Here is a 13957-nt window from a genome sequence, read left to right as displayed (position 1 = left end):
GCGGACCGGGCGGGCGATGGCAGAGGGCGAACAGGCTGAAGGCGCAGCGGAAGGCGGAGAAGTCGCATCCGCGCCCAAAGGCAAACTCAAGCTGATCATCATGGTCGTCGGTCTGTTCGCCGTTCTCGGCGGGGGTGCTGCGACCTATTTCCTCTTCTTCCGGCACGGCGCGGAGGAAGTGCACGCCGAAGCGCCGCCGCCGAAGCCGCCGTCCTTCGTCGAGGTGCCGGACATGATGGTCAATCTGGCCGGCGCTCCCGGTGAGCGCGTGCAATATCTCAAGGTCAAGCTCGTGCTCGAGGTCAAGGAAGAGAAGCAGGTCGAGGCGATCAAGCCGTCGATGCCGCGCGTCACCGACATCTTCCAGAGCTATTTGCGCGAGTTGCGTCCGGGCGATCTCAACGGTTCGGCGGGGCTGTTCCGGCTGAAGGAAGAACTGACCAAGCGGGTCAACGTCGCGCTCGCACCGAACCAGATCAACGCCGTGCTGTTCAAGGAAGTCATCATTCAATGACGAGACGAGCTTAGCAACATGGCGGGCAACGATCCAGTCGACCAGGATGCAATTGCAGCCCAGTGGGAAGCCTCGCTCGATTCGGAGGATCCCGCCGAGGCCGCGGAGGCGGCTGCGGCCAATGAACTCTCCGAAACCATGGCGCTGCAATGGGCCGCCATGGTCGAGGATGGCAGCCGCGATTTCGGCGGCGGCAAGAACGGCGGCGAGCGGGTTCTTTCCCAGGAGGAAATCGACAACCTGCTCGGTTTCACCGCCGGCGAGGTCAATCTCGACGACCACTCCGGCATCCGTGCCATCATCGATTCGGCGATGGTGTCCTACGAGCGTCTGCCGATGCTCGAAATCGTCTTCGACCGCCTGGTGCGGCTGATGACCACCTCGTTGCGCAATTTCACCTCTGACAACGTCGAGGTCTCACTCGACCGCATCACCTCGGTACGGTTCGGCGACTACATGAATTCGATTCCGCTGCCGGCAGTGCTTTCGGTGTTCAAGGCCGAGGAATGGGAGAATTTCGGCCTCGCCACCGTGGATTCCAGCCTGATCTATTCGATGATCGACGTGCTGCTCGGCGGCCGCCGCGGCCAGACCTCGCTGCGCATCGAAGGCCGGCCCTACACCACGATCGAGACCAACCTCGTCAAGCGGCTGGTCGAAGTGGTGCTGTCCGACGCCGAGCAGGCGTTCCGGCCGCTGTCGCCGGTGACCTTCACCATCGACCGGCTGGAGACCAATCCGCGCTTCGCAGCGATCAGCCGGCCCGCCAACGCCGCCATCCTGGTGCGGCTGCACATCGACATGGAGGACCGCGGCGGCAATATCGAATTGCTGCTGCCTTACGCGACCATCGAGCCGATCCGCCCGGTGCTGCTGCAGATGTTCATGGGCGAGAAATTCGGCCGTGATCCGATCTGGGAAGGTCACTTCGCAACCGAGGTCGGGCAAGCCGAGATTTCGGTCGATGCCGTGCTCTACGAGGCCGAGATTCCGCTCAAGCAGCTGATGAAGCTGAAGGTCGGCGACACCTTGCCGCTCGAAATGCGCGCCGACGCGCTGGTCGAGGTGCGCTGCGGCAAGGTCATCCTGACCGAGGGGAGGATGGGGCGTGTCGGCGATCGCGTCGCCATTCGCGTCACCAAGCAATTGCGCAAGCCCAATACCACCTTCGCGATGTTCGAGAAGGCCGATGAGCAAAACAAGGCATTGGAGGCCCAATGAGTCATTTACTCGGAGTAGCGATCGAGAGCCTTGTGGCGATGTTGCTAATATTGACAATCGGTTACTGCATGGTTTTGAACTCAAGGTTGAAGCGGCTGAAGGCGGATGAACATTCGCTGAAGGCGACGATCGCCGAACTGATCACCGCAACCGAAATCGCCGAGCGCGCGATCGGCGGCCTCAAGCACACCGTGCGTGACGTCAACGAGCATCTCGGCAGCCAGCTGACTTCCGCCGAGCGGATGTCGCAGCAGCTGAAAAACCAGCTCGCGGAAGGCGACAATATATTCCGCCGGCTCTCCAAGATCGCGGTCGCCGCACGGCCCGCGACCGACGCGGAGCCGCCGCCCGTGGCGTCGCCGCCCAGGGTCTCGAGCGCCAAGGCAGTGGCGGCGGCGGCCCAGGCGTTTTCCGACCGCAGAAGGCCTGGTGGCCTCGCCGCATGAAATCGCTTCGTGACATTCGCGTGATTCCGGTCGTGCTGATCGCGATCGCAGGGCTTGCGGTGCTCAAGATCGCCGGCCTCGTGATCGATGGCGGCTACGTGTTCGATTATCAGCCGCAGCAACCGGGCAAGTTGTCGGAAAAATTGTCGGGTAAATTGTCCTGGGCGCAGAAAAACCTCAACTTCCCGGGCGGCAATAACAAGGCCGACCCCGACGACATCACCGGTTCGACGCACGAGAAGCCGAAGGACGAGGCCGCCAAGCCCGCCCCGCCGGAAGTGAAGCCCGCTGAGGGCACCGTGGTCTATCCCGAGCAAGCCCCGTCGGTGTCGCCGTCGGAGCGCGCGATCCTGGAGCGGCTGCAGGCGCGGCGCCAGGAGCTCGAGACGAGGGCGCGCGAAATCGACATTCGCGAAAGCCTGCTCAAGGCCGCCGAGAAACGCATCGAGGCGCAGACCGAGGAGTTGAAGGCGACGGAATCGCGCATCACCACCGCGACCCAGCAGAAGGCCGAAGCCGATAACGCCCGCTTCAAGGGCATCATCACCATGTACGAGGGCATGAAGCCGAAGGACGCCGCCAAGGTGTTCGACCACCTCGAAATGCCGGTGCTGATCGAAATCGCAACCCAGATCGCGCCGCGCAAGATGTCCGATATTCTCGGCCTCATGTCGACGGAGGCGGCCGAGCGGCTGACCGTCGAAATGGCCCGCCGCGCCGGATCGGATAAATCGACTTCCGCTTCCGCCGCCGATCTTCCCAAAATCGAAGGCAAGATGCTGCCGCAAAAGCCCAATTAGCGGGATATTTAACAGGACCTTAATTCGCCAATTCTAGGATTCGACCGCGTGGGGGGAGGGCGCCCTGTCGCGAGCGATCCTTGAAGCTGAAAGTACCCTTTGGAATGGCGCGAAAGGCTGCCGCTGGAGTTTGGTCGCAAGCCCGCGCCGGCGCTCGGGCGGCGCAGTGTCGCCTCCGCCGCGTTTCGTGGCTCGCGACGGTGCTGGTCCTGGTCGGCGTGAGCTTTTCCGGCGCCTGCCGCGCCGCCGATGCGGTCAAGGGCGAGGCGACGTTTTCCACTTCCGGGGGCTACGCCAGGCTGATCCTGAAACTCGCCAAAGATGTTCCTTCCGATGTGACCACCGCCGGCTCGATCCTGGTCATTCGTTTCGTCCAGCCGGTGGATATTGCGGTCGACCGGTTGCCTGAATATGCGCCCGATTACGTCAATTCCGCACGGCGCGATCCCGATGGTTCGGCGATCCGGCTGTCGCTGGCGCGCCGGGTGACCGTCAATACCATGACCGCCGGCGAGCGGGTATTCGTCGATCTCTTGCCCGATTCCTGGGACGGTCCGCCGCCCAGCCTGCCGCAGGAGGTGGTCCGCGAGCTCGCCGAGCGCGCCCGCGCCGCCGAGCGCGCGCTTCGCCTGCAGCGCGCCGAGGCGGAGGCCAAGAAGCGTCCGCCGGTTCGCGTGCGTACCTCGGTGCAGCCGACCTTCGTGCGATTCGTGTTCGAGATGCCGGATGGCGTCGGCGTCTCCTCGGTATTGAACGATCAGAAGCTGACGCTGCAGTTCAATGCGTCGCTGACTTTCGATCTGGCGGATGCCAAGGAGGCAGCGCCGCCGAACATCGCCTCGATCAATCAGAAGGTCGACGGCGAGGCGACCGCGGTGGAAATGACGCTGATCGGCGATGTCGATGTCCACTCCTTCCGCGAAGAGAAGAACTACGTGATCGACGTTGCCTTCCAGGCGCCGCAGAAGCCGGCGGCGCTGCCTTCGCCCGCGGCGGATGCCTCGCACGCGCCGGCGGGCCGTGAGGCCGCAGCACCCGGCCATGCCGCGCCGGCTCGCGCCGAGGCGGTGCCGGCCGTGCCGATGGCGAAGCTCTCCGAGCCGCCGGCGCCGCCACGACGGCCGGCTGCCATCGTGCCGCCGACCTCGGAGGCGATCGCCAAGGAGGCCAATATCGAGGTCAGGTCCGAGCCAGCGCTGGCACCATCGCCGGTCGCAGAGCCGCCCAAATCCGAGATGTCAAAATCCGAAGCGCCAGCGTCCGAGCCGCCGATGTCCGAGGCGGCAAAGTCCGAAGCGCCGAGGCAAGAGGCTGCGCAGGAAGCCCCGCCCGCGCTGGCCGAGCCGCCGCGGCAAAAGATGCCAGCCGCCGCCGTGGAGCCCGCGGCCGAGACCAAGCCTGCTGCGGCGGGCAAGGCCGGCGAGGGCACGACCGGTGTGGTGGCAATGCGAACCAGCGAAGGCCTGAGCCTGACCTTTTCGTTCGCCGCGCCGACGCCGGCGGCCCTGTTTCGCCGCGCCGACGCGGTCTGGCTGGTGTTCGATTCCGCAAAACCGATCGATGTCGAGCCGATCCGCAACAAGGGCGGATCGATCATATCGGATGTCGGCATATTTGCGCTGGAGAACGGGCAGGCGATCCGCATTCGTTTGAACCGCCCGCAACTGCCCTCGCTGACGAGCGATGACGAGCCGGGCAGCGCGAATTGGACGCTCAATTTTTCCGACGTGCTGCGGACGCCCAGCCAGCCTTTGGTGGCGGTCCGCAACATCGCCGATCCTTCGCTCGCCAATGTCACGGTGCCGCTTGCCAAGGCCGGCCGGCTGCACAGGCTCACCGATCCGGACGCCGGCGACACAATCATCGTAGTGACGGCAGGGGCACCGGTTCGCGGCTTCATCAAGCGGCAGGATTTCGTCGAACTGTCGCTGCTCGAATCCATCCACGGTGTCGCGCTTCGTCCGAACTCCGACGACGTCACCGCCCAAATCATATCGGACAAGGTTCTGCTCGGCCGGCCCGGCGGCCTGACGCTCTCGTCGGCCGAGGTCGGCGCGCAGCGCGCGACGTCGGCCGCGCGTCCGGTTTTCGACCCGATCGAGTGGCGCAAGGGCCAGGAGGGGAATTTCATCGCGCGCGAGGACGAACTGATCACCGCGGCCGGGGCCGCCGAGGCCGACCGGCGCATTGCGGCGAACCTCGATCTCGCCCGCTTCTACATGTCGCGGGCGTGGTATCACGAAGCCAAGGGCGTGCTCGATCTCGCCCTTTCCGGCGCCAAGGCGGGTCTCGAGGACCCCAATGCGCTGGTCATGCGTTCGGTCGCCAACAGCCTGATCGGGCGTCCGGATAGGGCGCTAAAGGACCTCAACAACCCAGTGGTCGGCGGCAATTACGATTCGCAATTGTGGAAGGCGCTGGCCTATGCGCGCCAGGAGAAGTGGACGGACGCGCGGGAGAAATTCAAGAATTCCGAAGTGGTGATCCCCTCGCTGCCGACCGAGTTGCAGCGCATCGTTCTCACCGATTCGATGCGCGCGGCGCTCGAGGTCAAGGACTTTCCGGGGGCATCGAAGCGCAGCAGCGAGCTGGATGTCATCGGCGTTGCGCCCGAGGCGAAACCCGCGACCGCGGTGCTGCGCGGCTGGCTCGCCGAAGGACTCGGACACGACAAGGATGCGCTGGATCAGTACAGGGCTGCCGTCGAATCGCCGGACCGCGCCGCTGCGGCCGAGGCCAAGCTGCGCGAGATCGCGCTCAAGCAGAGACGTGACGAAATCAGCCAGCTCGACGCCTTGCGCGAACTCGAAACGCTGCAGGCAATGTGGCGGGGCGACGGCATCGAGGTGAAGACGCTGCTGCTGCTGGAGCGCATCTACGCCGAAACCGGGCGCTACGGCGAAGCCTTCCAGGCGGCCAAGACCGCGACCAGGCTGCAGTCCAATTCGGAAGCCTCGCGGCAGAGCCAGGACATTGCGTCGGCGCTGTTCGCGCAGCTGTTTCTCAGTCCGAAGGGCGACGATCTTCCGCCGGTCGACGCGCTCGGCATGTTCTATGAAAATCGCGATCTGACGCCGATCGGGCGACGCGGCGACGAGATGATCCGAAAGCTCGCGGACCGGCTGGTCGCGGTCGATTTGCTCGATCAGGCCAGCGAACTGCTGCAGTATCAGGTCGACAAGCGGCTGGAGGGCGCGGCGCGCGCCCAGGTCGCGGCGCGGCTCGCCATGGTCTATTTGACTAACCGCAAGCCGGATCGCGCGATCACCGCACTTCGTTCCACGCGCATTGCCGATCTGTCGGGCGAATTGCGTCAGCAGCGGCTGCTACTGGAAGCGCGCGCACAGAGCGACGTCGGACGCCACGACCTCGCGCTCGACATCATTTCCAACATTTCCGGCCGCGAGGCAATCCGGCTGCGCTCCGATATCTACTGGGCGGCGCGACGCTGGCGCGAGGCCTCCGAACAGATCGAACTCTACTACAGCGACCGCTGGCGCGACTTCAGACCCTTGAGCCCCGCCGAGAAGGGCGACGTGATCCGCGCGGTGGTCGGATATGCGCTGGCCGAGGATGCCATCGGGCTGGCGCGATTCCGCGAAAAATATGTGCCGTTGATGAACGGCGATGCCGACCGGGCCGCCTTCGATACCGCGAGCAAACCGGCCGGCGCCAACAGCGCCGAATTCGCGGAGATCGCCAAGATGGCCGCGAAGGTCGACACGCTCGACGGCTTCCTGCGCGAGATGAAGACGCGCTTCCCGGACGCGACCGCGCGCGCGCCGCTGCCGCCGGGCGTGGAGGGCGCCGAACCGGTCCACACCGGCTCGCTGCCGCGGATCATCGGTTTGACGCGGGCTGACGCGGCGAAATAGCGCGCGCCTTGAGCGCCGTCCAGAGCGGTGCACCTTGCTGCCTGCGCGTCTGCTCTTTAGCTCATCGTGGATTCAAATCCGCCATCGTCTTGGTCGGCAGGGATCGTGAACTGAAATAGAGCGCCTTTCGGCTTGCAGGCGGTCGCCCATAGTCGCCCGCCATGTGCTTGGACGATGGAACGGCAGATCGACAGTCCCATGCCCATACCGTCAGATCTCGTCGTGTAGAATGGCTCGAACAGACGGTCCAGCGTTTCCGGCGTCAACCCTGGACCGGTATCCCGGCAGGCAACCCCCACGCCGTTCTCCGTTCTCTCGGTGCTGATCTGCAGCTCTCGCTTGCCCTCCGAGAGGCCGCTCATCGCCTGAATGGCGTTGGCGATCAAGTTCAGAACCACCTGCTGCAATTGCACTCGGTCGCCCTGAAGACGGGGCAAACGCGGTGCGAGCTGCTTGTGTATCGAAACGCCGCTCTTGAGGGCTTTGCTGTGGATCAGCGCAGCGACCTCCACGATCGCGTCATTGATGTCCAAAAGCTCCTTCCGCGGCGCCTCCTTCTTCGTGAGGTCCATCAGGCTATTTATGATGTCGCCTGCGCGACGGCTATCCTCGACAATGCTCTCGAAAGTGCGTTTTGCCTTCCCGAGGTCGGGCGGTTGCAGCGCGAGCCAGTTCAGGCCGGCGTTCGCGTTCACGGCGAGGCCGGTCAAGGGCTGCCTGAGCTCATGGGCAATAGAGGCGGTGAGTTGTCCAAGAATGGCAACGCGATTGGCGCGTGCGAGCTCCCCCTGGACCTCGCGAAGCTCCCGCTCGCGACGCGTAATGTCCAGCGCGATTGTCGCCTGCCTGGCGAAATCGGTGACAAGCTCGATTTCCCTGTCCGTGAAGGGCTGCAGCCGCCGCCGTGCAAGGCCGATATATCCGATGACGTGATCGTCCTTCAACAGCGGTACGGAAAGTTGTGTCCGCATTCCTCCCAAATCGACGGCGGCCACTACGGTGGGATCGCCCCCGACATAACTTTCATGTTGCGTTATATCGGGAATGTGGAGGGGCGTTTTTCTGATAGCGAGCCCACCCAGAAAGGTGCCTGGTCGCGCGAGAGGTGGTGGTCCTGTCCACTGGGCGGCCGCGCCCGGCGTAAGTCTCTGTGCGACGCGGCGTGCGCCCCCTTCTTCGGAGAGACGCAGGGCCGCCGAATCAACTCGGCAGAGCCGCGTGGCGCTGTCGAGGATGGTCTCAAAGACGGGTTGAAGGTCGTGCGGCGAGCTGGCGATCGCGCGAAGCACCTCCGACATGGCCGCTTGCTGCGCAGCGAGTTCAGCTACCTGCTCTCGCAGCTCTGACCGGGACGGAAGAGGGGGGCGCGACGTTCGCTTGCTGGCCATTGCTCTCGTCCGAACGGACCGACCCCTTTGCTGGCTCCCGTAGGCTCAGTCCAATGCCCCTGGTGCTGCAGGCGATCTTACACCCGGGCCACAATTCGTTAACTTGGATACCGATCCTTGTCATCAGGGGCAAGTCGGCTCAGCAAGGTCCGAATGGGTGTCGGACCTGCGGCATGCAGGTTATTCTGATTTTCAGACTTCTTGGCCAGGGCGGGCGGCTTTGTCCAGAAATGCCTCGAGGGCGGCGATGCAGACGCGATCGCGGTAAACGAGTTGCTTCTTGTTTGCGATTCGGGTGGAAAACTCAGCCCGTTTTGCCGCATCACGGCCGAGCGACACTGCGATCGAGACGTAGTCGTCGACGGTCCGCGCCGTCGTCTCGCGCATCCCCATCCTTTCCAGGATAGCGGCGGCATGCCGGGCGCGCATCGTGTCACCGGGCAGGGTGACGATGGGAACATTGTGAACCAGGCTCTCCAGAATGGAGTTGCAACCCGACCATCCAATGCTGTCCAGCACTACGTCGCATTGACCGATCGCAGCAACAAAATGGTCCGGGGCCAGACGTGGCAGAAAAACGCAGTGATCGGCCGCCTTCAGGCCTAGGGCCAGGAACGCGCGATCAAGGCGCCCGCGAAACATCTCCGTGACACCCCGGCCGCCCGCGAATTCGATAAACGTGAACTGGCAGCCGGGAACCTTGGCGGCAATGCGCGCAAAGACCTGGTCAAACTGCGGCAGGTATTTGGGCAAGGACTGACAGCACCAAAAAGCCACGGAATCTGCGCGCAAACCCAGCTGTGTCCGGTCAACGCCGCGAGCCGGAACGTCCGATGGTTCGTAGTAGATCGAGAGATTCGGAAGCCGGATCAACCGCTCGGAATATTGAGCCGCGGCTCCTGCCGGCTCCATGAGATCGCTGCTGATGAAATAATCGATCGTCGGAAAACCGCTGGTGACCGGATGCCCCCAGGAAGCGCATTGAACCGCCGCGAGGCGCTGCGCCGCCAGCTGGGCCGATACCTTGTCCATTCCAATTTCAGGAAAGATCAGGATATCGGGCGCATCGTCCAGGATCGTGCGCCGCCATGCATCGAGCGACAGCGGGCCCTGCACGAAACGTCTGCACAATGTCGCGGCCATCTCGGTCTGATCATCCCGCTCTCCGCTGGTGTAATAGCCGGACACATGGAATCGCGTTCGGTCCAGTTCGCTAAGCCATCCCTTGATCGGGATCTTCCAATTCGAGTGTTGTCTGAAGAACCCGCTGACGATACCAAGGCGGATCGGCTCCCCCGGACCTGGCGCGGCAGGCATAACGGGCGCATCGTATCGCGCAGCCATCACGCCGCAAACCATCGAGCCGTACAAGACCTGAAGCTCTCGATCGTTACGGCCCTGATAGGGCAGATAAAACGGCTGGTGCGAGCCGATCGTCTCCGCCAGTGCTGCAGGTGCTTCGGCACTCGCGGTGTCCGCGCAGAGCCCGGCGAGCCGGCCTGCATAGGCGTCGCGCCGCTCGGCGATCTCGGGTTCATCATTGTAGAGTGCCGGAAGCTCCGCCATGCACAGGGCCAATTCGGCTTCGAGAAAGTTTGGCTTGAGCGCCAGGGCTTGCGCGAAATGCCGTCTTGCTTCTGCAATTCGTGCCTCACCGCGCAGCGCTACGCCACAATTGTAATGCGCCATGAAAGAGCTCGGATCGGTCCCGAGCGCCGCCTCGTATTGCGCAATCGCCGCATCGCGCAGGCCCATGGTCCTGAGAATATTGCCAAGATTATTGCGCGCGCCGGCACTGTCCGGACGCAGTGCGACCGCGCGTTCCGCATGAACCAGCGCTTCGGGCAGCCGATCCAAATCCAAGAGCAGCAAGGCAAGATGGATATGCGCATCAACAAAATCGGGTCGTAGTGAAATGGCGCTGCAGTAATGACTTTCGGCATCCGACTTTCGGCCGGCCAATTCGAACACCGATGCCAGATTGAAATGCGCAACCGGAGAATCCGGCGCGTACTTTAGTATCTGTTCGAACTGTACCAGCGCTTCACCGAAGCGGCCAAGCGATCGCAATCCCCGCGCGAGATTGTTGCGAGCCTCATGATATCCGGGATTGAGGCTCACGGCCCGCTCGAAGCAGGCGACTGCGTCGGTAAACGATCTATTGGCCGCGAGGATCGCGCCTCTGTCGTTGTGGGCCTCGGCGAAGCGCGGATCGAGTGTCACTGCCCGGCCGACGAGCGATGCCGCATCGGGGCGCCCTAGCTGATGGGCAACCACTCCCAACAAGTGAAAGGCGCGCGCATTCTTCGGATCATCGTCACAGGCAAGCCGGTACAGCCGTTCGGCCTCGGCCAGGCGGCCGGCACGATGATGAGCCATCGCGGCTGCAAGCTGCTGCTCGGAATGGCCCCCGGCATTCATGGCGGTATCTCGAAAACGACCGCTGCCGTCTAACGCCAGTCGCACGACCGGGAGCGTCCGAGACTCAGATCCACCTCGCATGGGCTACCGTAGACCCAGACCGGCTGATCGCACGGCAGTGCCCGCGTCGAACGATAGGGCGTATCACACGCGATGTTTGAGGCAGGATGCAATACGAGCGTTGGGCCGTCATATGGCGCCGGCGCAACGGCCGGCGGCGCCGCCCGGACGACACCCGCGTGGCGGTGGTGGTGCCCGCGTGCCTTATAGGCGTCGGCAAATCCACTGCCGGTGCCGAATGCCAGAACGGACGCGAAGGCAACGATGATACGCATCAGCATGGTCTCTATCCTCTCAAGCGCTTTCGATCGAAAAAGCGGCCGGCTCCTGTCCGGAACTCCAAGTTTGCCACATCCGCGCGTAGGCCGCTTCAATATTTGCGGTCGATTTTGGCAGATCGAAGAGGGCGCTCGCGCCACGATTGTTCTCCAATCTGTTCCGCAACGCGCGCAAGCGTTGCGGATCGCGCGCCAGGGCCAGAGCCGTCCCCTCATAGTCTTCGACCGATCCCGTGACCAGTTCCGCTAGGCCGGTCGCCATGAGCAGGCTGCCCGCCACACGGCCCGCAAACGTGTCACCGCTGCAGGTGAGGACCGGCAGCCCGGCCCACAGCGCGTCGCTAGCCGTGGTATGCGCATTGCAGGGCAGGGTGTCGAGAAACAGATCGGCATGCCGGTGACGTCCGAGATGCTCTGCCGGCGAAACGATGGGAGCAAATATCAGCTGTCCGGCTTCGACACCGCGCTTGCCGGCTTCGAGGCGCAAATTGTCTTTGACCAGATCGTTGGTCTCGAGCAGCCACAGAACGCTACCGGGCACGGAGCGGAGCAGGCGCATCCAGATATCGAAAATCGCCGGCGATATCTTGTAACTATTATTGAAGCTGCAGAACACCAGCGCAGCGGCGGGCAATCCCCAATCCTGTCGCGACCCGGCCGCGCCCGCCATCTTCCGCTCTCTGTCGTTGACCTGGTAGCAGCCTGGAAGATGAACCAGTCTCTCTGAGAAGAATGGTTGCTGGTCTTGCGGGACGACAAACGGATCGACGATGATGTAGTCGATGAAATCCGCCCCCATGGTAGCCGGATATCCGAGATAACTCACCTGCACCGGCGCCGGGCGATAGGCTGATATCGCGGGCCGCGCATGATGGGTATAGCCCTTGAGATCGATCAGGATATCGACCCTGTCCGCGTGAATGGTTCGCGCCGCATCGTGATGCGACAGCGCGCGAATGTCGACAAGACGATCGAACGCGGAAGCAAGCCGCGCGCGCATCGCGCTATTGTCGTCAGGCCCATAGGAATAAGCCAGCACTTCGAATCGCTCGCGATCGTGCTGCTCGAACAATTCCGCCATCAACTGTGCTGTCGCGTGCTGATGAAAATCCCCGGACAGGTAGCCGAGACGAATGCGTCCCCGCCCGGCGACAGGATGATGGTCAAAGGCGTAATTCGGCGGCGGCCTGACCGGGCGGATCCATTGCCGGGCGCAGAGCAGTTGATCGGATGCGGATGCAGGCGTCGAAAACAGAGAGAAAGGCGGAACACGAACTCCCCGCCGCGTCATTTCGACGAGCGCTTCCTGCTCCGCTTCAGAATTGTCCCAGTCGCAGGCCTGCGCACGGTGATACACGAGCTGGCTGAACGCATCCGCGTAATCGGGCCGGAGATGCAGGGCGTTTCGATAGGCCGCGATCGCGCCTTTGAGATCGCCGCGTTCCCGGTAGGCATTTCCGAGGTTGTAAAATGCCTCGGGGAAATCGGGCTTGTGGGTCAGCGCCTGCTCGAACGCCGTCCGCGCTTCGTCGGCGCGTCCTTCCGTCAGCAGCGCGGTCCCCATGTTGTTGCAGGCATCGGCGTGCGCCGGCGTTTGTTCGAGGAGCCGGCGGTAAAGCTCGATCGCCTCACCGGCGCGTCCTAGTTCCTGAAGCACGATACCGGCATTGTTGATCGCATCGGGATAATCCTTTCGAAGCGCGATGGCCTGGCCATAGGCCGCCAGCGCTTCCTCCGCTCGCGCCTGCTGCAGCAGCACCATCGCTCGATTGTAGAACGCCTCCGCATAGTTCGGATTCAGCCTGATGGCATCATCAAACGTCGCCAGTGCCGCATCGGGCCGGCCCTGATCCTTCAGGACGGTTCCCAGATTGTTGTGGATCACGGCAATCGCGGGATCGAGCGAGACCGCCCGCCGATACGCCGCTTCGGCGGCTTCCAGGTCATGCATCCGATGCAGCGCCGTGCCGAAGTTGAACTGGGCTTCCGCATAGGCCGGCCTCAGCGTGGTCGCCTCGCGATACGCCGACGCTGCCTGCTCGAGCCTGCCTTGCATCTGCAGAAGCACGCCAATGTTGTTGTGGGCTTCTGGATAATCGCGCTTCGCCTTGATGGCGGATCGATAGGCCTCCATCGCTTCGTCGAGCCTGCCCAGCTGCCCGAGCGCGTTGCCGAGCGCAAAATGCGCCTCGGCATAATTCGGATTGAGTTTTATCGCCTGCCGGTGAGCGACAATGGCGTCTGCCGGCCTGGCCTGCTGCTGCAGCAGCGAGCCGAGATTGTTGTAGCTCGCCGCATAATTGGGCCTCAGCTCGATTTCCCGGCGCATGAGCCGCTCGGCGGCTGCGAGGTCGCCCTGCTGGGCCGCAATGATGGCAAGGTTGCCAAACGCGGCGGCGTTGACGGGATCGATTTTCAACACGGCGGCATAAAGCCGCTTCGCATCCGCGAGCGCGCCACTGCGTTGTGCCGCGACGGCATTTTTTAACAGCTGCTCGGGTGTAGGATGTCCCACAGCGTCGTTCGTCTTCAGCCGAACAGCGCAGCGTTCACTCGCGCTGCCTGTAATTGATGTACTGGATATCGAAGCTCGTTGCTCCGTAAAGCTTCACGTAGATCGTTGGACCGGAAAGCTTGACTTCGTCGATCGAACGCGGCCCCTTGAATACAGTGCCGTCATTCTCGTGGCCGGCTGCATAGATCACGGCCTGGCCGGTCGGCGGCGTCAGCGTCACGATCATCGTCACCGCGGTCGCCGATTCCGGGATGTATTTGAATACGTTGACCTCGACGGGCGCCGGATCGACCGGCGCATCGGGGACTTCGGCCTGCACAAGCTGCACAAAGGCCGGCGGGGGTTGCATATCCACGGGTCGGCCCTCCCTGTATCGCCTGCGAGTTCACCCAATTCTAGCGCGGCGGAGCGCCGATAGAACCAGTTTTTTCGTAGCATT

Annotated in this window: 10 protein-coding genes and 1 pseudogene; 6 read left to right on the top strand and 5 right to left on the bottom strand. The window is 63.3% G+C overall.

Annotated elements, in window-relative coordinates:
• Positions 1 to 16 precede the first annotated feature (16 nt).
• The 5 genes from fliL to B5525_RS39975 all read left to right on the top strand — a co-directional run bounded on the left by fliL (position 17) and on the right by B5525_RS39975 (position 6856).
• Positions 17 to 514: a flagellar basal body-associated protein FliL gene (fliL, locus tag B5525_RS39995; RefSeq protein WP_079571734.1), complete on the top strand. Its 498-nt coding sequence runs from the start codon at positions 17 to 19 to the stop codon at positions 512 to 514.
• Positions 515 to 532: 18 nt separating this feature from the next.
• Positions 533 to 1735 (top strand): flagellar motor switch protein FliM, encoded by a 1203-nt coding sequence (gene fliM / locus B5525_RS39990; protein ID WP_079571733.1) that lies wholly within the window; start codon positions 533 to 535, stop codon positions 1733 to 1735.
• Positions 1732 to 2181, top strand: a complete 450-nt coding sequence (locus tag B5525_RS39985; protein ID WP_079571731.1) for a DUF6468 domain-containing protein — start codon at positions 1732 to 1734, stop codon at positions 2179 to 2181. Before fliM ends, B5525_RS39985 begins: the two co-directional genes overlap by 4 nt.
• Complete coding sequence (locus B5525_RS39980) at positions 2178 to 2981, top strand: MotE family protein (protein WP_079571729.1); 804 nt, start codon at positions 2178 to 2180, stop codon at positions 2979 to 2981. Before B5525_RS39985 ends, B5525_RS39980 begins: the two co-directional genes overlap by 4 nt.
• A gap of 104 nt (positions 2982 to 3085) precedes the next feature.
• Positions 3086 to 6856 (top strand): hypothetical protein, encoded by a 3771-nt coding sequence (locus tag B5525_RS39975; RefSeq protein ID WP_079571728.1) that lies wholly within the window; start codon positions 3086 to 3088, stop codon positions 6854 to 6856.
• A gap of 56 nt (positions 6857 to 6912) precedes the next feature.
• Here the strand turns inward: B5525_RS39975 and B5525_RS39970 are convergent, their stop codons facing one another.
• From B5525_RS39970 to B5525_RS48115, 3 genes and pseudogenes are all read right to left on the bottom strand, one after another.
• Positions 6913 to 8154, bottom strand: a complete 1242-nt coding sequence (locus B5525_RS39970; RefSeq protein WP_244567740.1) for a sensor histidine kinase — start codon at positions 8152 to 8154, stop codon at positions 6913 to 6915.
• 282 nt (positions 8155 to 8436) lie between these two features.
• Complete coding sequence (locus tag B5525_RS39965; RefSeq protein ID WP_172900070.1) at positions 8437 to 10206, bottom strand: tetratricopeptide repeat protein; 1770 nt, start codon at positions 10204 to 10206, stop codon at positions 8437 to 8439.
• Positions 10207 to 10221: 15 nt separating this feature from the next.
• Positions 10222 to 10521 (bottom strand): annotated as a pseudogene (locus tag B5525_RS48115) (tetratricopeptide repeat protein); the annotation flags it as partial.
• Here B5525_RS48115 and B5525_RS45725 point away from each other — a divergent pair.
• Positions 10510 to 10698: a hypothetical protein gene (locus B5525_RS45725; protein WP_172900069.1), complete on the top strand. Its 189-nt coding sequence runs from the start codon at positions 10510 to 10512 to the stop codon at positions 10696 to 10698. The pseudogene B5525_RS48115 and the gene B5525_RS45725 sit on opposite strands and share 12 nt — an antisense overlap.
• A 321-nt stretch (positions 10699 to 11019) precedes the next feature.
• Here the strand turns inward: B5525_RS45725 and B5525_RS39960 are convergent, their stop codons facing one another.
• Both B5525_RS39960 and B5525_RS39955 read right to left on the bottom strand, forming a co-directional pair.
• Positions 11020 to 13518 carry a tetratricopeptide repeat protein gene (locus tag B5525_RS39960; protein WP_079571723.1) on the bottom strand — a complete coding sequence of 833 codons (2499 nt, stop codon included), beginning with the start codon at positions 13516 to 13518 and terminating at the stop codon, positions 11020 to 11022.
• Between the two features lie 34 nt (positions 13519 to 13552).
• Positions 13553 to 13873 (bottom strand): hypothetical protein, encoded by a 321-nt coding sequence (locus B5525_RS39955; RefSeq protein ID WP_154073727.1) that lies wholly within the window; start codon positions 13871 to 13873, stop codon positions 13553 to 13555.
• Positions 13874 to 13957 lie beyond the last annotated feature (84 nt).

The organism is Bradyrhizobium erythrophlei, assembly GCF_900129505.1.
Lineage (GTDB): Bacteria > Pseudomonadota > Alphaproteobacteria > Rhizobiales > Xanthobacteraceae > Bradyrhizobium > Bradyrhizobium erythrophlei_D.
This window is presented reverse-complemented; position numbering and strand designations above follow the sequence as displayed.

Excerpts from the sequence above, each read along its gene's own strand:
- B5525_RS39970 (WP_244567740.1), bottom strand. The coding sequence starts at position 8,154 with ATGTCGGAGGTGCTTCGCGCGATCGCCAGCTCGCCGCACGACCTTCAA.
- B5525_RS39980 (WP_079571729.1), top strand. The coding sequence starts at position 2,178 with ATGAAATCGCTTCGTGACATTCGCGTGATTCCGGTCGTGCTGATCGCG.
- fliL (WP_079571734.1), top strand. The coding sequence starts at position 17 with ATGGCAGAGGGCGAACAGGCTGAAGGCGCAGCGGAAGGCGGAGAAGTC.
- B5525_RS39975 (WP_079571728.1), top strand. The coding sequence starts at position 3,086 with ATGGCGCGAAAGGCTGCCGCTGGAGTTTGGTCGCAAGCCCGCGCCGGC.
- B5525_RS45725 (WP_172900069.1), top strand. The coding sequence starts at position 10,510 with ATGGGCAACCACTCCCAACAAGTGAAAGGCGCGCGCATTCTTCGGATC.
- fliM (WP_079571733.1), top strand. The coding sequence starts at position 533 with ATGGCGGGCAACGATCCAGTCGACCAGGATGCAATTGCAGCCCAGTGG.
- B5525_RS39985 (WP_079571731.1), top strand. The coding sequence starts at position 1,732 with ATGAGTCATTTACTCGGAGTAGCGATCGAGAGCCTTGTGGCGATGTTG.